This is a genomic window from Mesorhizobium sp. B2-4-17 (genome assembly GCF_006441275.1).
Lineage (GTDB): Bacteria > Pseudomonadota > Alphaproteobacteria > Rhizobiales > Rhizobiaceae > Mesorhizobium.
Genome location: NZ_VFUX01000035.1, coordinates 1 through 23,366 on the forward strand (window position 1 = coordinate 1; position 23,366 = coordinate 23,366).

Annotated in this window: 16 protein-coding genes; 6 read left to right on the forward strand and 10 right to left on the reverse strand. The window is 58.5% G+C overall.

Translation table 11 applies throughout. From position 1 onward, the window contains the following. Nucleotides 1–1,121, reverse strand: a 1,121-nt coding sequence (locus FJ548_RS24305; RefSeq protein WP_140779162.1) for a glycosyltransferase family 4 protein, incomplete at its 3' end; no start/stop codon positions are given. Beyond that, nucleotides 1,118–2,071 carry an NAD-dependent epimerase/dehydratase family protein gene (locus FJ548_RS24310; RefSeq protein WP_140611969.1) on the reverse strand — a complete coding sequence of 318 codons (954 nt, stop codon included), beginning with the start codon at nucleotides 2,069–2,071 and terminating at the stop codon, nucleotides 1,118–1,120. The genes FJ548_RS24305 and FJ548_RS24310, both read right to left, overlap by 4 nt. 217 nt (nucleotides 2,072–2,288) lie before the next feature. On the opposite strand from FJ548_RS24310, the gene FJ548_RS24315 reads away from it, so the two are divergent. Beyond that, nucleotides 2,289–3,884 carry a hypothetical protein gene (locus tag FJ548_RS24315; RefSeq protein ID WP_140779163.1) on the forward strand — a complete coding sequence of 532 codons (1,596 nt, stop codon included), beginning with the start codon at nucleotides 2,289–2,291 and terminating at the stop codon, nucleotides 3,882–3,884. A 17-nt stretch (nucleotides 3,885–3,901) separates the two neighbouring features. Here the strand turns inward: FJ548_RS24315 and wecB are convergent, their stop codons facing one another. From wecB to FJ548_RS24340, 5 genes are read right to left on the reverse strand one after another with little or no spacing between them, the layout of a single operon-like run. Beyond that, on the reverse strand, nucleotides 3,902–5,026 hold the full coding sequence (gene wecB, locus FJ548_RS24320) for a UDP-N-acetylglucosamine 2-epimerase (non-hydrolyzing) (protein ID WP_281407103.1): 1,125 nt from the start codon (nucleotides 5,024–5,026) through the stop codon (nucleotides 3,902–3,904). Beyond that, complete coding sequence (locus FJ548_RS24325) at nucleotides 5,019–6,029, reverse strand: polysaccharide biosynthesis protein (RefSeq protein ID WP_140779164.1); 1,011 nt, start codon at nucleotides 6,027–6,029, stop codon at nucleotides 5,019–5,021. The genes wecB and FJ548_RS24325 overlap by 8 nt, the downstream gene beginning before the upstream one ends. Before the next feature lie 18 nt (nucleotides 6,030–6,047). Further along, a complete protein-coding gene (locus tag FJ548_RS24330) occupies nucleotides 6,048–6,920 on the reverse strand; it encodes an SDR family oxidoreductase (RefSeq protein WP_140779165.1) in 873 nt (290 codons plus the stop codon). Between the two features lie 14 nt (nucleotides 6,921–6,934). Then, complete coding sequence (locus FJ548_RS24335) at nucleotides 6,935–8,233, reverse strand: glycosyltransferase family 4 protein (RefSeq protein ID WP_210242687.1); 1,299 nt, start codon at nucleotides 8,231–8,233, stop codon at nucleotides 6,935–6,937. Beyond that, nucleotides 8,230–10,104, reverse strand: a complete 1,875-nt coding sequence (locus FJ548_RS24340; RefSeq protein ID WP_140611959.1) for a nucleoside-diphosphate sugar epimerase/dehydratase — start codon at nucleotides 10,102–10,104, stop codon at nucleotides 8,230–8,232. Before FJ548_RS24340 ends, FJ548_RS24335 begins: the two co-directional genes overlap by 4 nt. A gap of 1,026 nt (nucleotides 10,105–11,130) precedes the next feature. On the opposite strand from FJ548_RS24340, the gene FJ548_RS24345 reads away from it, so the two are divergent. Genes FJ548_RS24345 through FJ548_RS24365 form a run of 5 tightly spaced genes read left to right on the forward strand, consistent with a single transcriptional unit; the run spans nucleotide 11,131 to nucleotide 19,125 of the window. Further along, the gene (locus FJ548_RS24345; protein ID WP_140611957.1) at nucleotides 11,131–12,126 is read left to right on the forward strand and encodes a glycosyltransferase family A protein; all 996 of its coding nucleotides are present in this window, start codon (nucleotides 11,131–11,133) and stop codon (nucleotides 12,124–12,126) included. A 2-nt stretch (nucleotides 12,127–12,128) separates the two neighbouring features. Then, entirely contained in the window at nucleotides 12,129–13,301 is a 1,173-nt protein-coding gene (locus tag FJ548_RS24350) for a glycosyltransferase (RefSeq protein ID WP_226890666.1), read from the forward strand. Between the two features lie 6 nt (nucleotides 13,302–13,307). Continuing rightward, entirely contained in the window at nucleotides 13,308–16,322 is a 3,015-nt protein-coding gene (locus FJ548_RS24355) for a trifunctional glycosyltransferase/class I SAM-dependent methyltransferase/polysaccharide deacetylase (RefSeq protein ID WP_140779166.1), read from the forward strand. Next, nucleotides 16,319–17,308 (forward strand): glycosyltransferase family 2 protein, encoded by a 990-nt coding sequence (locus tag FJ548_RS24360; protein WP_140611952.1) that lies wholly within the window; start codon nucleotides 16,319–16,321, stop codon nucleotides 17,306–17,308. Before FJ548_RS24355 ends, FJ548_RS24360 begins: the two co-directional genes overlap by 4 nt. After that, nucleotides 17,305–19,125, forward strand: coding sequence for an ABC transporter ATP-binding protein (locus FJ548_RS24365; protein WP_140779167.1), 1,821 nt, complete (start codon nucleotides 17,305–17,307; stop codon nucleotides 19,123–19,125). Before FJ548_RS24360 ends, FJ548_RS24365 begins: the two co-directional genes overlap by 4 nt. Before the next feature lie 124 nt (nucleotides 19,126–19,249). Here the strand turns inward: FJ548_RS24365 and galE are convergent, their stop codons facing one another. The 3 genes from galE to FJ548_RS24380 all read right to left on the reverse strand — a co-directional run bounded on the left by galE (nucleotide 19,250) and on the right by FJ548_RS24380 (nucleotide 22,664). Beyond that, complete coding sequence (gene galE, locus FJ548_RS24370; RefSeq protein WP_140779168.1) at nucleotides 19,250–20,224, reverse strand: UDP-glucose 4-epimerase GalE; 975 nt, start codon at nucleotides 20,222–20,224, stop codon at nucleotides 19,250–19,252. Further along, complete coding sequence (locus FJ548_RS24375; RefSeq protein WP_140779169.1) at nucleotides 20,221–21,195, reverse strand: UDP-glucuronic acid decarboxylase family protein; 975 nt, start codon at nucleotides 21,193–21,195, stop codon at nucleotides 20,221–20,223. Before FJ548_RS24375 ends, galE begins: the two co-directional genes overlap by 4 nt. A gap of 401 nt (nucleotides 21,196–21,596) precedes the next feature. Then, a complete protein-coding gene (locus tag FJ548_RS24380) occupies nucleotides 21,597–22,664 on the reverse strand; it encodes a cyclic nucleotide-gated potassium channel (RefSeq protein WP_140779170.1) in 1,068 nt (355 codons plus the stop codon). Between the last annotated feature and the right edge of the window lie 702 nt (nucleotides 22,665–23,366).

Consider the following 23,366-nt stretch of genomic DNA (forward strand, 5'->3'; position numbering starts at 1 on the left):
CCCCCGCAGTTCGCGATCATGCTGTGGAACTGTAAAATTAGGCGATCCACGATCGAAGGCCATGTAAACTTTCCGCGAATGTGGGCCTGAAGAGCTTGGCCCATCGTGCTCAGCGACTCGCGTTCTGCCAGCATCGACCGGAGGCCGCCACGCAGCCCCTCAACGGTCGCCTGCACAACAAGGCCACCACCAACGCTTTCAATCTCGTCGAATCCGCATTGATCGGTCAGTAGCACCGGTGTTCCGGCAACTCCAGCTTCCAATGCAACAAGCGACATCGCCTCGGCGCGCGATGGGACGGCAAGAAACAGAGCTCGCTCATAGGCGTCGTTCCGCTCAATCTCGCCTAGATGACCCGTAAAGATAACGCGATCACCAAGTTGCCTTTCTCCAACGAACTTTTCCAAACTGGAGCGCATTCCAAAGTCCGGCCCTGCCATCACCAACCGGACATCACCGTATTCCGACGCCACATCGGCGAAAGCTTGGACGAGCAGGTCTGGGCCTTTCACTTCGGCAAGGCGTCCCATGAACAGTATGTAGGGCGCATCCGACTGAGAAGGCTGATGGGTGACGGCCTGGGCGTGCTCCTCCACTCCATTGGGGAGGACGATGACACGGTCTTCTGGTAGCTGAAATCGCTCCAGAATTTGGCTTCGTTCCAGTGGGGTAATCGCAACCAGCAAGCTTGCATCGCGGATTACCCGTTTGCCAAAAAGGACATGGAAAAGACGCGCGATCGGACGTGGGCGGTCAAGGCCCACGAACTCGCCCGCGGCGCTGAATGCGTAGGGTTTGCCCAGCCGCGAAGCCAGAAACGCTGTCGCGACCGAAAGAAGGTTCCAGTAACCAAGAATGTGAACAACATCGGCTCTGCGGAGGCTCCGGGCGAGCCGCAGAGGATTGATAAATGGGACCGTAAGCCGTAGGCGCACTGAACCCGTCGCATACACTGGGACGCCTCGCTGGCGAAGCTTTTCCGCCAAATCGCCATCCTGCATAGTCGCGACTTCGCATCGATGTCCCTTGGCCTCCAAATGAGCCGAAAGGCGCCGCGTTCGTTCTGCGGTACCCCCTCCCTTTCGGGAATCGAGCGATACGGTGGTCAGGAGGATATTCATTGGTCATATCTGCCGATGTCGTCGGCTAGATGCTGAGCATATTCCTCCAATCGGTCCACGAACGCCTCGGATGGCAATCCGAGTTCGGAGGCCTTTCTATGGGAAAAACGTCGGTCGATGTTCCGATCCGGCAATCCTCTCGCACGAAGGAGCAACCTCAGCAACGATCTCGGCGCCGTAGGCCCAATCTTGGGTAGGTTACGACGAAACGCCGCAGCGAGGCGATCCTGGACGAAAGCGAAATTGTTGTTTGGGTCGTGATCGTCTGTGACAAGCACCACCTGAAGCCCAAGACGCTTTCGTTCGAGCGACAATTGGACGAGTGCCCGAGCTACAGTCTCGACACTGACAAGGTGCATCCGTCTGGCGCCGTAGAGGGAGCGGCGAAGCACGATTTTCCACTGCGGGGCACGGCTTATCTCTTCCGCCAAGCTGACCAGATTGCGGCCACCTGGCCCGAACACGGCCCCCAGTCGCAATACGATTGTCTCCGGGAACGAATCTCTCATCACCGCTTCGACCGCAATATGCTCTGTTTCATAAGGTGACAGTGGCCGCGGTCGCGTATCTTCGTCAACGAGATGGTCTTTTACGCCGGCATAAACGTCAATGCTGCTCGCGTGGATACAACGACGGATTCCGGACTCCCGAAAGATCGACTTCAGGCTCTCCATCGCACCGCTATACCAGCCGCTGCCATCCGGGCGCAGAAGGTTGATCAGAACATCTTGACCGCGAAGCACGCTCAGCATTTGAGCATGGTCACCGAGGTTGACGTCGTTGCGTTCCACGCCGCTTGTATCGAGCCATTTTGGCCGCGACCTGTGCACCAGGTATCGGCTGGGACGGACCGCAGAGATATTCCAGCACTTGGCAAAGGCCTCGCCGACGAAACCGGTCCCTCCGAGCACGACTACGCGTGGCTCGTTTTCGAATCGCTCGTCGTTCATGTAGAGGCTTCTTCGGGGTGATACTGCACGCGGCGATGCCGAGATGGTGAGCGGTTAAAGCGAGCCAGGCCAATTCGCATTTGCTCGGCCTATACCATAAGCCCGACACGCCGCGCAACGACGGCCGGACCATTGGCTTAGGCCCACCAACCCTTGCTGGGGAAATGGAAAAGTCGCCCTTGGGTCGCAAGCCGCTTTCGGAGTATAGGGAATGCCCATGACTGCGTCTTCGCCAAATTCCCGATCCGGCTCGATCACAGGTTTCGCGCTGCCTGCAGGAGCGGTCATAGCGCTACCTCTGTTCTTATTGCTCTTGACGACCAATTCTGGCGCCTCGCCGTTAATCCTCCTCTGGTTCTATGTTTCCGGCTGCGCCGCGGTAGCCATCTCGCTTGCATTTCCCTCCTCTTTCTTCGTTTTCTTGTTGTCGTCATTCCTCTTCGTGGGTTTCATAGCGAAAGCGATCGCGCACTTCGTGTTTGGCGTGCAGCTAATTGAGCCGGTTAGCACATTCACGTCGCAATGGGACCAAGCGTTAATTTTTGCGGCCAGTGGCTTGTCGGGCGTGTGTTTGGCGAACTTCATGGCGACATTGTTTCCATCCTTTCCAAACACTTTGAGAGCTTCTGGAACCGCTCATCTTGCCAATTCGGTCCTCGGAGCGTTTTCTGTGCTGATAGTTTGCTCAATCGGCATGTATTGGGCGAACTACACATTTCATATCCTCCGAATTGGCTTCCCCCTTGGCATTGACATGGACGCTCGCATCTACGCGGTCGCCGCCTTTGGCATCGCCTGGGGCTCCCTCTTGGGCGGGCTGACTGCGGTGCTCTGGCTCATCGAACTCCGGGGATGGCCATATGCCGCCTTGATCCTTACGGCGACATTTCTTGGTTTGCTCGCTTCTATTTCGATGGGCAGCCGGATCCAGCTTCTTCTCTACGTCCTGGCTGCGGTCGTAGTCATTGCGTTGCGGCGGCGGCAGGTGCGGAGCTGGATTGCCGTTGGCTTGGCGATGGGTTTAGCCGCGTTTATCTTTGTGGCGTCGCTGGCGGTAGTCAGTTTCGAACGCACGTTCGACTTCTCGCAAACTGCGTCCGGGACCTCCGTGCCTCTGCCGGCAACGCCTCCTGAAGCATCCAATGATTCGAACTCCGCTGAGGCGAGCTCGACTTCAGAGGTTCCTGCAACTCCGCGAGCAGTCCCGAAGCCTCCCGCGCTTCAAGAAACTTCATTGGCCGACAAAGTGGAAACCGTAACGAGAAATCGTTCTGCTCTCCAGGGATTGTTCCGCCAACTCCGCAATCTCGCTGTCATGCGTTGGGTCGGAATGGAGGGCGTTATGACAGCAGCCGCCAATTCCGACCGACTCGGCGCCGACCTGTTCTTGAAAGTGATGTCTGAGGATCCCGCCGCAGGCTCCCACGCAATCTACCAAGAAATGTCGGGCAATCGTTACGGGCATGTTGAGTACTATACATTCCTCACACTCCCCGGCCCTATCGGCGTAGCTAGCCTGTCCGGATCGGCGATGGTCGTGGCGGCCTTTATGTTTGCACTCACGCTAGCGGGTCACTTGGTCGAGTGGATAGCTGCCCGTTCGACGCAAAACCTGGCAGCCGCGTCCGTAACAGGCGTGTCGCTGGCCTACCTGACGGTCCAAATGGGATTTCCATGGACTTTGCTGATCTATGCGATCGAACTACTCCTTTCCGTTATGTTCCTTGGCGCGGTTTGGTGGGCCACGAAGTGGTTGGCGTCCAGCAACGGTCGAGTTGAAAGCACGCCCGTTGAGCCACAATCGCTGCAGTAGGCGAACGCGGTTAGTCGCTATTGTGTTCTCCAGACACGCCTGTTCACGAAGTCGGTATAGCTTAGGACAATTCGCATGACCTTCTCGGACACGTTGTCGGGATGGTAATCGCTCGGCATGCGCAACAGCCGGTCCGCACCGCGCGGTTGGCTTTCCAGGATTTTAAGTCCATCAAGTATCCGCTCCAGCTCCAACCCAACCATCATAACCGAAGCTTCCTCGAACCCCTCCGGACGTTCATGCACTTCGCGCAAATTCAACGCAGCAAAGTTGAGGATTGCGCTCTCTTCCGTAATGGTCCCGCTGTCGGATAAAACAGCTCGGGCAGAGCTCTGAAGTTTTATGTAATCGAGGAAGCCAAACGGCTTTTCGAACCTTACCTTAGGACTGCAATCCACGCCGAGTGCATCCAGGCGCTTCCTCGTGCGGGGATGGGTCGATACGATCACTGGCTCATCGTAACGGTCCGCAATCCCATTGATGATCCTCAGCAGCTTTTCCAATCTATCAGGCGCGTCGACATTCTCTTCGCGATGTGCGCTGACGATGAAAAATCTCCCCGGGGCGAGTCCGAAACGGCCGAGCACATCTGAGCCGTTGATCGCTTCGCGGTAGTACTCGAGGACTTCGCGCATGGGACTTCCGGTGACGATTATCTGGTCAGGCGGCAGCCCTTCTCGCAACAGGTATTCGCGAGCAATTTGGCTATAAGTCAGGTTGACGTCCGAGATATGGTCAACGATGCGGCGATTAATCTCCTCGGGCACTCGGAAATCGAAGCACCGATTCCCCGCTTCCATGTGGAAAATGGGGACCTTACGCCTTTTCGCAGAGATGGCTGCCAGACAGCTATTTGTGTCGCCGAGGATGAGCAAGGCATCAGGATTGTGCTTATCCAGCACCTCGTCAGCCGCGATAATCACCTGCCCAATCGTTTCGGCCGCTGATTTCCCGGCTGCCCTGAGAAAAATATCCGGCGTCCGGATTCCAAGCTCTGAGAAAAAGACGTCGTTCAGTTCGTAGTCGTAATTCTGTCCTGTGTGCACCAGGGTGTGCTGGAAATTTGCGTCGAACAGGGCGATGATCCGCGACAGCCGTATGATTTCCGGCCGCGTCCCCACGATAGTCATGACTTTAAGCACTGATAGCCCCCCTGATTAGATCAAGGCGGTTCAAGAGCTCTTTGACCTGATCAATACCAAGGCGTATCGTGTTGTGAGATGTATAGTCTTCGAGAGCTGAAACCGCTCGCTCCCCCTCTACGAAATATTTGTCGTAATTCAGATCGCGCGAGTCGGCGGGAATTCTGTAGTAGTTGCCGAGGTCCTCTGCACGAACCATTTCTTCGCGAGACACCAAAGATTCAAAGAGCTTTTCGCCGTGCCGCGTGCCGATGATTCTCACGGGGTTGTCGCGTCCGAGAACCTCCCGCATCGCGTCCGCCAAAACCCCCACTGTGGAAGCTGGCGCCTTCTGAACAAAAATATCGCCCGACCGCGCATGCTCGAAGGCGTAGAGAACCAAATCCACCGACTCGTCGAGAGACATGAGAAAGCGGGTCATGTTCGGATCGGTCACCGTGAGCGGTTGGCCACGCATGAGTTGATCCAAAAAGAGGGGGATCACCGATCCGCGAGAAGCCATCACGTTGCCATAACGTGTCGCACAGACGATCGTACGGACGGAATCGCTCAGTCGAGATTTGGCGATCATCACCTTCTCCATTAGAGCCTTGGACATCCCCATCGCATTGACTGGATACACCGCCTTGTCCGTGCTGAGCACGACACATCGCTGAACCCCATGACTGATTGCCGCGCGAAGTACATTCTCCGCCCCCAGGACGTTGGTCTTGATCGCCTCCATTGGGTAGAACTCGCAGGAAGGTACTTGCTTGAGAGCCGCCGCGTGAAAAATGTAATCGGCACCACGAACCGCATCGTCGACAGCATGGTAGTCGCGAACATCGCCAATGTAGAACTTGAGGCGCTCATCCCGGAGCGCCAAGCGCATATCTTCCTGCTTCTTCTCGTCTCGGCTGAATATGCGAATTTCCGCGAAATCGCTTGCTAGAAATCTCGAAAGCACGGCATTCCCGAAGGATCCAGTACCCCCGGTTATGAGCAGCGTCTTGTTGGAAAACATACTTATGGTCTCGTTTGGTTAGCAGAAATCATGCATGGCTTGAATGAGCGCGGGCCATTGTGGAGGCTCGTATCCGGTAGCGTGGCGGAAACGGGATGAGTTAAGAGATCGATCGATCCCCACCCTATCATCCGGCTCGATGCGAATTTCCTTCGCGTAGATTTGCGCCACTATGTTCAAGAGATCGTGTTTGCTGATTGCTGCGGCGGAAACATGATAGAGGCCTGTCAGGGCCGGGTTCGGAAGAACGAAATCGCGGATGACCCTGGCTAGCTCGACAGTGGGCAAGCCGGAAAAGATCGCCCGCGTGAACCCCTTAACGCTGCCCTCTTGGTTCAGAAACCAGTCGATCAGGCTGTGGGCGCTGTTCAATTCCCGGCCGATGATCGAAGTCCGCAGTGTTATCGCGTTGTCGTAATCGACTTCGCCGAGCAGCTTGCTTCTCCCATAGAGATCATATGCGTTAGGACGCGAACTTTCACTGTAGTTGCCGTCCGCGCCATCAAAGACACAGTCCGTACTTATGTGAATGAGGCGGGCACCTGCGATCCTGCAGAGTCGCGCTAGCCGGTGTGGCAAGATCGCGTTGATGGGGATTGCCGCCAAAGGATCACTTGCCGAGGAAAGCTGCTTGACCAAGCCGATGCAGTTTACGACGACGTCGGGTGCCACGTCGGCGAACAGATCGAGGAGCGCGTCGGGGTTTTCCGCGTCGGGCAGATTGACCAAATTTCCGCTGACCTCCTCCGAGAAGAGGCGTTGATGGGATCTGGAACGGATTGAGCCAAAAGTTTGAAAGCCAGGACTGGTTGAGAAAAATCTGAAGACTGCATTGCCCAGCATGCCAGAGGCACCTAGCACCAGCAATTTGCGATGAGTCTGTCGTTCCATCACCGATTCCTGATTTACAACCGCGAGCGCGCTAGCTTGCTTCGTGCATGTCGAAAATGATCAATTAGCTGACGAGCAAGCGGCGCGGGCGCAAAATGCGATTTGAAGTACTCGCGGCCCGACTCTCCCATGGATTCTCTCGCTTCTTCGGGCATATTTTTGAGCCGCACCATAGCCTCGGACAGACCAAACGAATCTTCTGCCGGAATTGTTATTCCGGCATTGGCTTCACGAATGATCTCTGCAGCCTCGCCATCTAAACAGGCCAGAATGGGGCGGCCTGCGGCAAGATAAGTTGGAATCTTGCTGGGTATGGTCAGCCCGAAGGCGGCCGACCGCTTCAATGTGACAAGAAGCGCCGATGATTGCGCCAATATCCTTGGCATCATCTCGGCTGGAAATCGGCCTGCCAATACCACGTTGCTCAAGCGACGCCGCTCGATCTGCGTTCTGAGCCAATCGGATCTGCTGCCACTGCCCACAAGAACGATGCATATCTCTGGATCTTGAATGTGACTTGCTGCATCCAGCACGGTCTCCAATGCCTGAGCCGTCCCAAGGTTACCCGCGAACACGACGTTAAATCCCGTGGGTAGTTTGAGAGATGAACTCTCAGGGGATGCGCTCTCCGCCAAGGGGTTGTCACCGGGGTTCGGATGATACGCGATTGGCACGTCGTCACCCACAATGGCCTGTATCTTCCCGATAAATCCGCGAGACTGGACAAGTAGAAGGTCAGCGCGTCGATATATGAAACCAGTGAGCCGCTCGACCGCTGCCAGCATCCATCTGTTTTTTATGAAGCCGGTTTCTTCAAGGCTTTCTGGCCACAGGTCCTGCACCCAAATGACGTGAGCTGCTCCCTTGATACGCCGGAAAACGGCGCCCACCAGTCCTTGCAATATGGGCGAGATTGCGTAGACAAAGATGACGTCGTATCGCTTGGTCCGCGTAAGATACGGGCCCAGCAGCCCTCCAAATATTACAAATGAGAAGTAGTTCCATATCCGTCGAATTCCGCCGCCGCGGCCTCGAGGCACCACGGGTACTCGATGAATCAAGTACCCTGAAGGGTGGGTCTCGGTCCCGAAGCCAAAGGCGCTATAGCCCTCGAAAATCTTGCCCTGTGGATAGTTTGGCTGCCCGGCCAAGACCTCAACGTCGCAGCCTTGGTGCCGCAGCGATTCGACAACCTCATTTATCCTGAAACTCTCGGGCCAAAAATGCTGGCTGATCACCAGTACGCGCAATCTCTCCTCGGTCGCGCCGCTTTCTGTTTGCAGACCCTCAGTTGCCGGGTAAATGAAATTCATTGCCGTAGCGAGCGCGTGTTGCTCATTGTCAGGTGAATATCAGGTCCCGCGGTGAATTCTGGTACTGTCGATTGAAGAAGGCGAAGCGCGCCCTCCAAATCCAGTCTATCTATCATACGCTGCATCTCATCGAAGATGCGCTCGATCATCGCCCGCTCAATGGATCGCGCAGACGCTGCCAGGATTCCCGGCGACCCCGTCTCACGCAATGTCTCGTTACTGTCGAACAGTTCTTCGTAGAGTTTCTCTCCGGGACGCAGCCCGGTGTAAGCGATTTGAATGTCGGTGTCCGGACGCAGCCCAGATAGGCGGATGAGGTTCCTCGCCAGGTCAGCAATCTTCACCGGTGAACCCATATCGAGAACAAAGATTCGGCCGCGCTCATTAACGTCGTCCGGATCATGGGCTGCTGCCTGCAGCACCAGCAGGCACGCTTCGGGAATGGTCATGAAAAAACGCACAATGTCCGGGTGGGTCACTGTTACAGGGCCGCCGGCCCTTATCTGCTGTTCAAAGAGCGGAACCACGGATCCGGCTGATCCCAATACGTTGCCAAATCGAACCGTCATGAAGCGCGTGGTGGACGTCTTTTGATCGATATCCATCGCTTGGCAATACATTTCCGCCATACGTTTAGTGGCTCCCATGACGTTAGCAGGGTTTACTGCCTTGTCGGTCGAAACCATGATCATCTTGGAGACTTTCCAGCGCAATGCGGCGTCGGCAACGTTCCGCGTACCGATGGCATTGGTGAAAATGCCCTCGATTGGTTGAGCCTCCACCATCGGCACGTGCTTTAGAGCAGCTGCATGAAAGATCAGATTGGGTGCGTGGGTTTCAACGACGTTGCTGATCGCCTCCCTCTCGCGCACGTTGCACAGCACCGCGTGGATACGTAGGTCAGGATGCTTTTGGCTCAGCTCGGATTTGATGCAATAGAGCGCATACTCATTGGCATCCACGAGAACGAGGCTCAGCGGACTGAGATCCAATACCTGTCGCGCCAGCTCGGACCCGATCGAACCTCCGGCTCCGGTGATCATCACGTTCTTACCGCCAATCATAGCGGTGATTTTCTGCGTGTCTAACCTCACGGGCGCACGCTGCAGGAGATCCTCCAGTTTTATCGGGCTAAGTTGAATCTCCGCATCGATACTCTTCATGTCGAGCAGATTGGGGAGTGCCAGCAACTCCACCTTCTGCTGCGCCGCGACGTCCACCAACTCCTCGAGGCTGGCGTATTGCTGATATTCCTCGCGAGATCGAGTAAGGATTATTGCCTCGGCCCGGCGGCCCCGCGCTTCGAACCGGTCCAATATCTGAGGCAGGTTGCTCAGCGGCCCCACGACCGGAATACCCCGGATCGCTCGCCCTGTTCTTCGGCCGCGTTCGTCGAGAATTGCAAGCACCTCCACAGAGGCACTTTTTCTCTCCTTGATCGTTCTTATGAAAGCCTCGGCATTATCGGTCGCCCCGATGAGAAGAACGTTCTTGGCGCTTCCTTTGGCAACCTTCCCCTTTCTAACATCGTGCCGATTCCGATAGACGCGGTATGCGGCACGCGGCCCGGCCAGAAACACGATCGCGAAGGCCCACGCGATGAGAATGGAAGAACGTGGGATCGAATTCAGTCGATCGACCAGAAATTCGATGACCGTGAAGATGGCGAGAGATGCGGTAGTTACGCCGGCGATCGCCAGGAAATCTGACAGCGATGCGTAACGCCATACGCCGCGATTGAGCCCAAGGAAAAAGCCAGTGATGCTGACTATGAATCCGAAGAGTGCCGCAGCTGCAACGAACTTCCAAAAGTTCCCCGAGAAGCCGTCCAACCTCAATGCGAATGACAGCAACAGCGCGGCGGCCCCCATAAGGCCATCGTGCACGAGGGCCAAACCGCGCAATGTCAAGAGCCGCGAGATGACGCGGGGCCTCTTGGACCCGATCTTTGAATGGGCGACTTCAGATTTTTTGAGACCGGAAGGCACTAGGCTTCACCTTGAAGACACGAATGCTTCCGGCCTTTCTCGATCGATATTCGAGACGATCGTCCACGCCCTGTGCGGTTCAGCAGCGACACGTTCTGCGCTTGCCATGGCGTCGGAGATGACAGTGTCCGGCAGGAAGGTCGCATTTTAAAACCAATTGTCCTGATATCTTTCTTCTTACCCAAACATGAGGTCCGGTGCTCCGGTGCTCGGAGAAGTCTGTACCGCACATGGCCTGATCGTCCAATACTTATTTCCAGAAGTGCACCGCGATGACGAGCAGAGGGCGTCAGCGTGGATCATTGTCCGGCTCGCAAGGCACGCAGGGTGCGTGTTCAAATTCTGCCGACGTAAGACCCGGGGCTAAGACAACCCCACACGCCGCTGATGCAGTGTACCACGTATCCGCCAATCGACGCAAAAGACCCTCTCTCATTCGAGCGACGACCTAATATGCGCCCTTGCCGCCACAAGAGTGTGCAGGCCTGGACAAGAAGTGAAGATCATCTGTCGGAATGTTTTCGGTCCTCGGTCGACGCTCGCTCGACACACCGCCGCCTCCCTGCGAGGAGATTGCATCGGGACCGATCAAACCCAGCGCGTTGGCGGCGAACTGGAAATCTTTCGACTGCTGGCGATGCTTGCCATGGCGGCCGGTCCGACCTGAAACGCGAACCGGAACGAACTCCATTCTGTCTGCCACATCGCGTAACTGAAGCCGCCTGCGGCAAAAAATCACTATGGGTGGACCTGCCAAGCCCACCCGAGCCTGCTGGCTTGCATGATTATTTAGTAAAAACTAATAGAATAGCGTCTTTTGCCGCGAATTCGCCCCGATCTTTGAAGAGAGCGGTACTGACGGCGTGCCTGCATGAACTCCACCACCTTGCGGAGAAAACGAAGTCCCCGATGGTCAAGGACAATGCCACAGTAGGCGTCGTGGTGCCGATGTTCAACGCGGAGCGAACCATTCGCTCCACCCTGACCAGCATCTGCCGCCAGAACTACCAAGCACTGGACATTATCGTGGTCGACGATGGATCGACGGATGAGTCCGCATCAATCGTGGCCTTCTGTGCCGATAAAGATCGGCGTATACGCCTCATAAGGCAGTCAAATGGCGGAGTTGCGCACGCTCGCAATCGCGGCGCGGCTTCTACCGACGCGGAATTTCTAGCGTTTGTCGATGCGGATGATCTTTGGGCCCCATCCAAGATCGCATTGCAATTGCGCGCCTTGCTGGAAGGTGGCTCTTCAGCAGGCCTGGCATATTGTTGGTTTGCGCATATCGATGAGGACGGTCGGGTATTCTCGCTGCATAATCACCCCGACGCCCAAGGTCATGTGCTCCAGCGCATGTGCAGACAAAATTTTGTCGGCAATGGAAGTTCGATGCTTGTACGTCGCTCCGCATTCGAGCAAGCGGGACAATTCGATTCGTCCTTGCGGGCCAAGAGCGCACAAGGCTGCGAGGATCTTCTGATGTGCCTCAGAATAGCGGAAAGTTACGAGTTCCGTGTCGTGCCTCAACATCTTGTGGGCTACCGAATGACGAACGTCAACATGTCGAGCGATGTCATGCAGATGCTTCGTTCCTGCGAAATCGTCCTTGCCGAGTTTCGTGAAAAATATCCGCAATTCGGGGGCGATCTCGATGCCCATCTGGTCGACATGATCCATTGGCTTGCCACAAGAGCTTTGATTGAGGGACGGTTTTTCGCGGCCTACGACCTGCTGAAGAAGTCCGTCGTCCTGGACCCACGCACCGCGATTTCTGGTCTGCCTGACATCGTAGACGCATATTGCCGGGCCAGGCTGGTTCCTCGCTGGATCAAGCTTCGAGTGAAACGGATGCTAAACAAAGACGCCGAATTTCGGCCTCTTTATAGCGAAATGAGCTGGTGAAAATGTCATCCACTCCAGACGGGCACGTAAATGTGCTGGAGGCAGAACTGCGGGAGATGTTTGGCGTGGACGGCTGCGTAGGTGTCCGCCACGTGGATCTAGACATCCAAGGTGCTCCTGAGGACTGCGATGCCGGCATGATCGTCTTGTGGCGCGGCGGGCTGCCGGTCGGGCATTTGCTCAGGGCGAGCGACGGGGAGTGCCGCATTGCCCCAATTGCGATCGCTCAAGACTCAAGCCCGGCTCCACCGGTTCTGGACCTGCCGAGCGCCAGCGTGGTCATCTGTACGCGCGACAGGCCGAAAGAGCTGCGGCGCTGCCTCTCCTCGCTCCCTCTGCAAACCCTTCCGCCCGCGGAGGTCATTGTGGTCGACAACGCGTCGGCAGGCGGCGAAACGCGCGAGGTAGCGCTCGCTGCCGGCGCAATCTATGTCCGCGAGGACCGACCCGGCTTGGATATTGCCCGAAATCGAGGCGCTGAGCGTGCATCCTCCGAGATCGTTGCCTACACGGACGATGACGTTCTGCTTCATCCGCAATGGCTTGAGCGGCTGGTCACAGCATTTGACAGACCTTCGATCGGCGCGGTGACGGGTCTTGTGCTGCCCGCCGAGATTACCACCGAAGCGCAGCGTTATTTCGAGACATTCTGGAGTTTCGGGCAAGGCTATACACCTCGGATTTTCCGCGCGGCCGATTTTGCCGCCAGCAAGCACGAGGTATTCCCTGCCTGGAAAGTTGGGGCTGGCGCCAGCATGGCGTTCCGGCGCGACGTGTTTGACCACGCCGGGCTGTTTGACGAGCGTCTCGACGTCGGTCAGGCCGGATGTTCTGGAGACTCCGAATATTGGTATCGGCTGCTCGCCAATGGATATGACTGCCGCTACCAGCCCACCTCCGTCGCGTTCCATTTCCACAGGCGGACGATGGAAGGCCTGGCCAAGCAAATCTACTTCTACATGCGCGGTCACTCAGCCGCTTTGCTCGTCCAGCATGAACGGACTGGCGTCAGGGCGAATTTGAGACAGGCGTTCAAATGGAAGCCGCTTTGGTATCTCGGCAGGGTTCGCAGGAGGCTGCTTGGACGCAGGGTCCCTGAGGATCGTTTCCTTTGGCAGGAAATCGCCGGCTATGTGTCGGGGCTCCTGTTCTACCTCCGAACCAGGCGCGGGTAAGACGGCGTGGTGCATCATCCCCTGGTTTCGATCGTGGTGCCTGCGCACAATGCGGAGGTGACGCTGGCGCAGGCGCTCGATTGCCTTGTCGGTCAGGATATTGCTGATTGGGAGGCGATCGTCGTCGACGACGCCTCCACGGACCGCACCCCCGCGATCATCGCCGGCTATATGGAAGGCGACGCCCGATTTCGGACGCTGAAGTCTTGCGCCCACAGCGCCGCCGGCGCGCGCAACAAGGGGATTTCGACAGCGCGCGGCCGCTGGCTGATGTTCCTGGACGCGGACGACTGGGTGGACGCCGGCTTCCTTGCCAAGATGCTGGCCGCGCTGAAAACCGCGCCCGATGCCGTGGCCGCCTATTGCGGTTTCCGGCGCGTGATGCCCGATGGCGCACTCACCCCGCCGAGCATCGCGACCGAGGTTGCGATCGAGCCCTTCGAGACATTCGCGCGCCGGTGCGGCATCCGCACGCACGCGCTGCTGATCGATCGGGCGACAATCGTCGAGCTGGGCGGTTTCGATGTGTCGCTGCGCACCTGCGAGGACTGGGATTTGTGGCAGCGCGTCGCACGTCAGGGCAAAAATTGGCTGATGGTCGACGAGCCGCTCGCTTTCTATCGGGCCAGCCCCAACTCGCTCACCCGCAATTCAACGCAGATGCTGGCAGACGCGGAAATCGTCATCGCCCGCGGCTTTTCTGCCGACCCCAGGGTCAAACACCCAGCCCCGGCGCACGCCAAGGGGGCGATCCCGGCGAACGGCCGCACCGCTTCCGAAGCGCTCGCCTGGTTCGCGTTGTGGAATGCCGCGTCGGATTGCGGCAGCGGCTCGCGCCTGGCCAACCCGGAGCCCCTGCGCGCGCTCCCCGTGGGACGTAAGTGGGCGCGTGAGGTCGCCAAGGTGATTTTCGACGGCCTGATGGTGGGAAGCCTGTCGGGGCCGGCGCAATTGGCTGCCAGATGGGACAGGTTCGGCGGCCCCTTAAGCAAATTGATCGTCGAACTCGGCCAGGTCTGGGACAATCCCGTGGCGGGTCGCCGCGTCCAATATCACCTTGAGCAAATGCTTCTCGACTTCGATGACCTTGCCGCGCCGCGTCCGCTAGCGCGAACGCTAGGGATTCGCGTCGACGCCCGAAATCCGACCTCGACCGAACTGCCGGAAGGGATCGATCAAATCTACGCCTACCTGATGATCGACGGCAGGATCGAGGCTTTGGTGCAGTTCGGCGCACTCGGGAAAGTGACGAGGCGTCATTGGATGGAATTGATCCTGGATCTCGTGCCCCCTCGGGAGATCATACGCGGCCTCTCCGGCCATCGGCGCATGGCGTTCCGCTTCTGGAAGGGCGTTGCGCGGCTGGCTGGCCGATCGCCTGTACATGCACTGCAAAAGGGTACCGGTGCCGACAAGTCAGACATGCTTGCAGCATCGGCGTTGCTGTCCATGGCGGGACGCCGGTCCGATCAAGACAGCCACTACGGCAGGCTCGCGCGGTTGGCGGCGGAAGCCAAGCAGTTGATGCGCTCGAGCGCCGAAGTTGCGGAGCCTCTTGCAGCGCCGCGTCACGCACCGGCCGACGGTGGGCGCGACAATGATCGCGCGTCGTTCTGGGATCGCCATTTCGCGACCGAGGATCCCTGGAACTATGGTTCGGCCTATGAACAGGAAAAATATGAGCGGCAGCTCGAAATTCTGCCGGCCGGCCCAATCGGCCGGGCGCTCGAGCTGGCCTGCGCGGAGGGCCATTTCACGCGGCAGCTGGCGCCGCGAGTGGGCCATTTGACCGCGACCGACATCTCCGCCGTAGCCATCGCGCGCGCGCGCGCGCGATGCGGCGATCAGCCGAATGTCGAGTTCGGGGTGCTGGATTTCTCTGCCGACACGCTGCCGCGCGAGATGGATCTGATCGTCTGTTCGGAAGTCCTCTACTATTTGGATGATCTCGCCGAGTTGCGGCGCGTCGCCAAAAAACTCGTCGAGGCTTTGGCGCCTGGCGGCAGTTTCGTCAGCGCACACGCATTCGTGCTGCGTGACAATTTGGAACGGACGGGCTTCGACTGGAACACATTCGGTGCACAAGCGATCTCGGAGACGCTGGCGGCGACCGAAGGCCTCATCCTCGAGCAATCGATCCAGACCGAGCTCTATCGCATAGACCGCTTCCGCCGCCTGCCGCCAGGCGACGTGGCGACGGAACCGACGATTGACCATGTGCCAATCCGCGCGCCCATCGAAAGGGAGGTCGCGCGAAAAATCGTCTGGGGCGGGGCGCGGGCCTTGCGCCGCGATGTCGCGCGCAGCGAGCGGCGGCAGCGTATCCCCGTCCTCATGTATCATGGCGTCGCCGATGATGGGCCGGCCGCGCTCGCCCGTTTCCGGTTGGCGCCCGCCGCGTTTGCCGAGCAGATGGCGTGGCTGCGCGCCAACGGCTTCCACGCGATCATGTCCGAGCAGCTGGAATGGTTCATCGCCAACCGTCACCCTTTCGTTGGCCGCCCGGTGCTGATCACGTTCGATGACGGCTTCCAGAACTTTGCCGACCATGCCTGGCCGATCTTGCGCAGGAACGACCTGACCGCGGAAGTGTTCCTGGTGACGGATCTGGTGGGGGACAGTGCCAAGTGGGATGCCGACTGCGGTCCGCCGACGCCGCTCATGGACGCCGGGACGGTGCGGCGCCTCGCCGGCGAAGGTGCGTTCTTCGGAAGCCATATGGCGACGCATCGTGCCATCGACGGTCTGTCGAGCTCCGAGCTGGCCGCCGAACTGCTGCGCTCCCGCATGTTCGTCGAACGATGGACCGGCCGGCCAACGACGACGTTCGCGGCGCCTTTCTCTGTCACCGACCGGCGGCTTGGCCGGCTGGCCAGGGAGTGCGGCTATCGAACCGGCTTCGGCGGCAGGCACGGGCCGGCGGACCTCGATTGCGATCCGATCGACCTTCCCCGCATCGAGATTCGCGGCGATCGTTCGCTCGATGACTTTGTCGCCATTTTGGAGGCCGCACTCGAATGAACGGTGAACTTGTCAGTGTCATTATCCCCGCGCACAACGCGCAAGATACAATCGACGAGACGCTCCGCAGCGTTCGCTCGCAGTCTCACCGCGCGCTTGAGATTATTGTCGTCGACGACGGTTCACGCGACCAGACTGTCGCCATTGCCCGACGTCACATGGAGATCGACCCGCGGATGCGGCTGATCGAGCAGGCAAACGCCGGCGTGGCCGCTGCTCGCAATACGGGTTGGCAAGCGGCGAGATCCAATCTGATCGCCTTTGTCGATGCCGACGATCTGTGGGCGCCGACCAAGATCGAGCGGCAGCTGGCTGTGTTCGACCGGACAGACGAGAAAGTTGGGCTCGTCTACTGCTGGTATTTGGTGGTCGATGCCCAAGGCAAGGTAACTGATGATCAGCATCGGCCAAACTGGCGGGGCGATGTGCTTGAACGCCTCTTCCACGGCAATTTCGTTGGTAACGGCAGCGCCGCCCTGGTACGCCGGCAGGCACTGATAGACGCCGGCGGTTTCGAGAGCGGACTGCGCGCGGCGGGCGCGCAAGGTTGTGAAGACATCCTCTTCTATTGTCGCGTCGCCGAACGATACCTCTTCGAAGTCGTCGAAGAGCCGCTGGTCGGATATCGTTACCTTCCGGGGAATATGTCAAGCAACATGACGCGCATGCTGCGATCCTGGATGCTTGTGGTGGACGAGATGCTCGGCCGCCACCCGGATGCGGCATCCACGCTGCGTGAGGGGTTGCATTTCTATTCGGTCTGGCTCCTGGAGCGAACGTTGCGCCAGCGGCAACCACGCTATGTGCTTCCGATCCTGTCGCTATTGCTTCGCCATCATCCTGCGATCGCTATGCGGATAATCGTCATCGATTTGCCATGGGTCGGCGCGCATTTGGCCAAGCGCGTCGTGACGAGGCTGGTGCGTGGTCGCCGGCCGATCCGCTCGCAGGTGACCGCGCGCTTCCCGACCGGGGAACTGAAATGAGCGAAGCCAACGGCCCCACACGCCGCGGTGCGGTCCGTGCTTCGTTGCGCGATCTTTCGCAGCTGCTTCGCATCGTTGGAAAGCCGCGCTGGGCGACCCCGGTGCTGCTCGCGCTCGGCTTTCTGTCGTCCTTGGCCGAGACGCTCGGCATCACGTTGATCCTGCTGTTCCTCTATCTGGTGTCCGATCGGATCACGGAAGCAGGAGGTGGCCTTCAGGGTAGAGCGCTGGGCCTGGCAGTCGCCTGGTTCGGTAGTCCCACTCGGCTCGCCGTCGCGATCCTCCTGCTCATCCTCGCGCGGGGAGCACTAGCGCTGGTGTATTCGTTGATAAGCTCCAGCATTGGCGAACGGATCAGCGAACGCGTGCGCAACCTCATCCACCAGCAATATCTCAGGGTCGCTTTCGGATCCATCCAGCAGCACGAGCAATCGCAACTCATGGAGGTGCTCGGGACCGAATCGTGGCTGGTCGCGCAGTCCTATGGGGCGGTCACCCGACTCATCATAAATAGCTGCTCGATCTTCGTGTTCGCCGTCTTCCTGCTCATGATCTCCTGGAAGATCCTGCTGATCGCAGCTCTCGGCTCAGTTGCGATCTCCGCGATCTTGCGCATCTTTTCGCGGCCCGCGCGTGACCTGGGGCATCAGGTAAAGAAGATCCATCAATCGCTCGGCGAGCACATGCTCATGACGCTCCAGGCGTTGCGCACCATACGCGCCTATGGACAAGAGGCGCTGCATCAGCGCCGTTTCGTGCAATCGTCAGCGGCCGCGCGCAACGCCTCGTTGTCCATGATCCGCCTTTCGTCGTGGATCGGCCCAACCACCGAGATCGGTTATCTGGGAATGTTGGGCACTATCGTTCTGGTCTCCGGGTGGTGGCATATCAGCTTCGAGGTGACACTGGCCGCTGTCGCGCTGCTGTATCGATTGCAGCCGCATACGCAGGAGTTCGAAAGCAACCTGCTGTTTCTGGCTCAGATGCAGCCACAGCTGCGCTCGGTCTTGGAGATGATCCGGTCCGAGGACAAGGAATATCCATCGCAGGGCACAATCGCGCTCAAGGATTTGAACGCGAGTATCGTCTTCGACCACGTAAGCTTTGGCTATGATCCAAACACGCCGGTGCTCACCGACCTGTCGCTCGAGATTCCAGCCGGAGTGACTACGGCGCTGATCGGTGCAAGTGGCGCCGGCAAGACTACGATCGTGAATCTCCTTCTGCGGCTATACGAACCGACCTCCGGTAGCATCATGATTGACGGCACCCGGCTCGCGGAAATCAGGCGGGACGATTGGCTATCCAAGATCGCCGTGACCGGTCAGGACGTCGACCTCGTCGAGGGCACGGTGACGGAGAACATCCGAATGGCCAAAGCCGATGCGACCGAAGAAGAGATCATTGCCGCCGCCCGCAGTGCCGGTGTCTCGGCATTCGTCGAGGGCCTTCCAGACCGTTATGACACCTGGATCGGACAGGAGGGACTGCGATTTTCCGGTGGCCAACGGCAGCGCATTGGCCTGGCGCGGGCTGTATTGCGCGATCCGGACCTCCTGATCCTCGATGAGGCGATGAACGCACTCGATACCGCGCTCGAGGACCAGGTGCGGCGTGCGATTGGTAGGCAGCTTGGTAGCAGGACAATTTTGCTGATCACGCACCGCATCGACACAGCGCGTGAAGCCGCGAATGTAATTTGGATCGAGAACGGCAGAGTCATCAGCCAAGGGCCTGCCTCACTCGTCGTTCCTCAATATCAACATCGCCAGCACGAAGTGGTACGTGCGTCCGAGGCTGAAAGTGAGGGGCCGTGACGTCCCCGATCGCCAGCGTGTCGGTCCGGCGCGGGGCAATGGAATCGACAGTTTCGGCCGGCGCGGTTGCTCTCTTGCTGACGGGCGGGCAGGCCAGCTGGCGGAGTGTCGTACCTATCACAATTCACAATCGGCTACGATACCAAGCCAGTGCCGTCTCGACGATCCTGTCGATTCCAGATTGCTCGGGTGTCCAGCCAAGCTCCCGGCACGCCTTGCCTGCCGCGGCTACGAGCGCTGGCGGGTCACCTGCCCTGCGCGGGCCGTAGACCACCGGAAGGCGCGACCCCGAAGCTCGGTTCACCGCATCGACCAGTTCCTTCACCGTCGTTCCGGTTCCCGTCCCGAGATTGTAGACGTCGACACCCTTGTCGCGGAGAAGCTTCTCCCCTGCCAGGACGTGAGCACGCGCGAGATCGGTGACATGGACATAGTCCCGTACCGCGGTTCCATCGCGGGTATCGAAGTCGGTGCCGTTGACGGTAAAAATCCGGCCCGGCCTGATCGCCGCCTCGATGGCGAGCGGTATGACGTGTGTTTCCGGTTCATGCCGCTCACCGACCTCGCCATCAGGATCGCATCCGGCCGCGTTGAAATACCGGAGTATGACCGCGTTCAGGCCATGGGCAGACGACAGATTGTCCACCATCCGTTCTATGATGAATTTCGACCATCCATAGGGATTGATGGGCGACTGCGGATGCATTTCATCGATCGGCGAGCGAACCGGAACGCCATAAGATGCGCAGGTGCTGGAAAAGATCAGCTTGTCGACGCCGACCTTCAACATTTCCTCGAGCAAGACCAGCGACCCGAAACTGTTGTTTCGGTAATAGAGTTCGGGGTGCTCGACGGACTCGCCCACATACGCATAGGCGGCGAAATGCGCCACCACATCAGGCCGATATTGTCGTAGCGCCGCCGACACGGTCGCGGCGTCGGAAATATCGCCCTCGACAATCGGCCCCCATTTGACCGCGTCGCGCCAACCGCGCGAGAGATTGTCATATGCGATGACCGACCAGCCGGATTCAGCGAACGCCTTGCAACAGTGCGATCCGATATAGCCGGCCCCGCCGGTAACCAGGACAGTCTTCATTCGGCAGCGGTCGATCGTAAATGTTTCGACGAAACCAAGCTTTCGAAATAGGCGATGGTCTTGGCAAGACCATCGCGCAATGCGGTTTTTGGTCTCCAATTGAGCTCATGCAAGGCGGTCCCGATATCGGGCTGCCGCTGCTTTGGGTCGTCAATTGGCAACGGCGTGAATTTAATCGCCGACCGGCTTCCAGTGATCTCGATCACAAGATTGGCGAGCTCGAGCATCGTAAATTCGACTGGATTGCCAAGATTGATCGGACCGGTAACATCGTCATCGGTCTGCATCAAGCGAACCAGACCGTCGATGAGATCGTCGATATAGCAAAATGAACGTGTTTGCTGGCCCGTCCCATACACTGTTATCGGCTCGTTCTGTAACGCTTGGACGATGAAGTTGGAAATGACACGGCCGTCGTCCGGACGCATCCTCGGGCCGTATGTGTTGAAGATGCGCGCGACCTTGATCCGCAGCTTATGCTGTCGCCAATAGTCGAAAAACAGAGTTTCGGCACATCTTTTGCCTTCGTCGTAGCAGGAACGGGGTCCTATCGGGTTTACCCTGCCCCAATAGTCCTCGGTCTGCGGATGAATTTCAGGATCGCCGTAAACTTCCGACGTGGACGCCTGAAGAATTTTGGCGCGAACGCGCTTGGCCAGCCCCAGCATGTTGATCGCCCCATGGACGCTGGTCTTGGTCGTCTGGACCGGATCGAACTGGTAGTGAACGGGACTTGCAGGACAGGCAAGATTGTAGATCTCGTCGACCTCAACGTAGAGCGGAAACGTGACGTCGTGACGAATGATCTCGAAGGACCTGTTGTCGAGGAAATGCGAGACGTTTCTTCGGCTTCCGGTGAAAAAATTGTCGACACATGTAACCTCGTGACCTTCACCAAGCAGTCGCTCGCACAAGAACGATCCCAGAAAACCCGCGCCCCCCGTCACCAGAACTCGTTTCGCCCGCTGCATTTTCGAACCCTTCCGGCCAATTTAGACATCCCTAATAAACTAGCCGGACAGTTGGGCGATTCAACAGCACGCCGCCTTCAATTTACATTACCGACAAGACATCATTGCCGGATGCGCCCGCGCCGGGGCGTATTCCGGGGGTTGAGGATGATGCTCTGCGGCTCGCCTTGCTGGACAACCACGCTGTCTCAGGATCTTGCTGAAACGAGCCGCTTGTTGTCGCTGGCTAACAGCGCATATGCCAGCATTGTCATACGATACTCCCAGCGTCCGGGTTCCCGTATTTCTCTGACAGAGGCCACCCTGGGAAAGGGGCGCAGTACGAGGAAATTATCCGTCGATTTCGGTACTCAAGATCGATGACACACCAATACAGTCCGGGAACTGCACACCTGGTACGGTCACGCCATCGGCGCCGCGCCGCGCCGTTCGAGCGCTGTCTTGCGGATGATTTCCGCGATCTCTGGGCTGCTGCTGCACAGCATCTGGAAATCCACCGAGTGCAGCGACAGGAGTGAGACCACCGTTGCGGCGCTGACGGTCGCCGCACGCGGTTCGCCGCTGATCAGCGCCATCTCGCCGAAGAAGGCGCCAGGGCCAAGCTCCACCGGGTTCGGCAGCGCAACGCTGACGCGCCCCTCCACGACGAAGAACATCTGATCACCGCGCTCGCCATTGCGGCAGATCACGGCGCCCGCCGGCAGGACGCGGGGTCTTAACGAGCGCACGATCTCGACTAGCACGGCCGGGCCGAGCTTCTGAAACAACGGCACGCCGGCGACCAATTGCCAATTACGGACGAAATCCCCGCGACGGACCTCTTGATAGAAGCCGGTGGCAAGAATGCCAGCCCAGAGCGCGAAGATGCCGATGCCACTCATCATGACCACCCCGGCAAGGACGCGGCCGGCGAAGCTTTCCGGAATAGCGTCGCCATAGCCGGTGGTGGACAGCGTGACCACCGCCCACCACATTGCCTGGGGGATGCTGCCGAACTTTGCCGGCTGAATGTCGCGCTCGATGACATAGGCCGCGAGCGCGACGGCGAACAGAACGACGCCGAAGAGCGTGGTGACGCCGATCAGGTTGCGCGCTTCGTTGGCCAGGACCCTGCCCAGCACCGGGAAGAACGTCGAGTCACGCAGCGGTTTCAGCAGCCAGACAGCACAGTAGAGGCTCCGGTCGGGCGTGCCGACGAGCAGAAATGCGGCGAGTGGAACCAAAACCGCGAGCACATCAATGGCGATTACCGGCGTCCAGTTCCGTACGTCTCCCGCCCGGTGCTTGAGCAGCGTCGCGCCCATTTGCAGGAGATAGGCGCCCCAAATGACAGCAAGCAGGACGGCCAGAGCCAGTCTGCTTCGTCCGGGCATGTCAGGTATCGTGAGCGCAGCCACCGCCAGAAGCCCAGGCGCGGCCAGCACCGCGTTGAGCGGCGCGTAAATTCTCAAGAAAGGCAGTACCGACATTCTGTGCCCACGAGCGGCTGATGCCCGTCAAACTAGAATGTCTTCAAGGCAAGCGCAAAGGCGCTTACTGTCACTGCAATGTGCATCACCAACGGTGAACTCACATGTCCGGGATTGCTTCGTGACCGGACCTGAACAGACAGGCCACACACAACCGGCCCTCGAAGCCCGGATGGATGAAGGACGACAAGCCGACGGGCAGGTTTTATGTAGGGACGTTTTGAGCCTCCCACACCGACGCAAGTGAATCGAAAGAGAAGGCACCAGCGCGCCCAACACCGGAGTATTGGGGCTGCTGGGGCACGGCCAATGACCGGGAGGCTGCATTCCTGCGCTGACATCTGAGGTTCGCTGTAGCGATTTCAGCGATCCCCAAGCAGTGTCCAGTCAATAGCGGGCATGACGTCCTTCGGAACTGTCCCTCCAGAATTTCTCTGTAGCCGACCAGGAACTTCACCAATCCTTTTTGACGGTCAACGGCGCCCCGGACCAAGACTTGCTTGGCGAAGCTGGCAAATCTTCCAGACCGTTGCCGCCCACCGGCAATGGACCTATTCTGTCACACAAGATCGCGAACCGGATGCGAGGCTCATTGCGAAATGTAGTGTTGGGGCGCAGCGTAAATTTTGACGCAACCGAGATTCGTGAAAATTTCGAAAGTTTTTCTAACGTATATTCACCTGTTTTGCGCTCGCCATGAGG

Bases quoted from the DNA above. Each gene is read 5' to 3' on its own strand.
- FJ548_RS24310 (WP_140611969.1), bottom strand. From the start codon at position 2,071: ATGAACGACGAGCGATTCGAAAACGAGCCACGCGTAGTCGTGCTCGGA.
- FJ548_RS24315 (WP_140779163.1), top strand. From the start codon at position 2,289: ATGACTGCGTCTTCGCCAAATTCCCGATCCGGCTCGATCACAGGTTTC.
- FJ548_RS24325 (WP_140779164.1), bottom strand. From the start codon at position 6,029: ATGTTTTCCAACAAGACGCTGCTCATAACCGGGGGTACTGGATCCTTC.
- FJ548_RS24330 (WP_140779165.1), bottom strand. From the start codon at position 6,920: ATGGAACGACAGACTCATCGCAAATTGCTGGTGCTAGGTGCCTCTGGC.
- FJ548_RS24335 (WP_210242687.1), bottom strand. From the start codon at position 8,233: ATGAATTTCATTTACCCGGCAACTGAGGGTCTGCAAACAGAAAGCGGC.
- FJ548_RS24340 (WP_140611959.1), bottom strand. From the start codon at position 10,104: ATGGGGGCCGCCGCGCTGTTGCTGTCATTCGCATTGAGGTTGGACGGC.
- FJ548_RS24345 (WP_140611957.1), top strand. From the start codon at position 11,131: ATGGTCAAGGACAATGCCACAGTAGGCGTCGTGGTGCCGATGTTCAAC.
- FJ548_RS24350 (WP_226890666.1), top strand. From the start codon at position 12,129: ATGTCATCCACTCCAGACGGGCACGTAAATGTGCTGGAGGCAGAACTG.
- FJ548_RS24360 (WP_140611952.1), top strand. From the start codon at position 16,319: ATGAACGGTGAACTTGTCAGTGTCATTATCCCCGCGCACAACGCGCAA.
- FJ548_RS24365 (WP_140779167.1), top strand. From the start codon at position 17,305: ATGAGCGAAGCCAACGGCCCCACACGCCGCGGTGCGGTCCGTGCTTCG.
- galE (WP_140779168.1), bottom strand. From the start codon at position 20,224: ATGAAGACTGTCCTGGTTACCGGCGGGGCCGGCTATATCGGATCGCAC.
- FJ548_RS24375 (WP_140779169.1), bottom strand. From the start codon at position 21,195: ATGCAGCGGGCGAAACGAGTTCTGGTGACGGGGGGCGCGGGTTTTCTG.
- FJ548_RS24380 (WP_140779170.1), bottom strand. From the start codon at position 22,664: ATGTCGGTACTGCCTTTCTTGAGAATTTACGCGCCGCTCAACGCGGTG.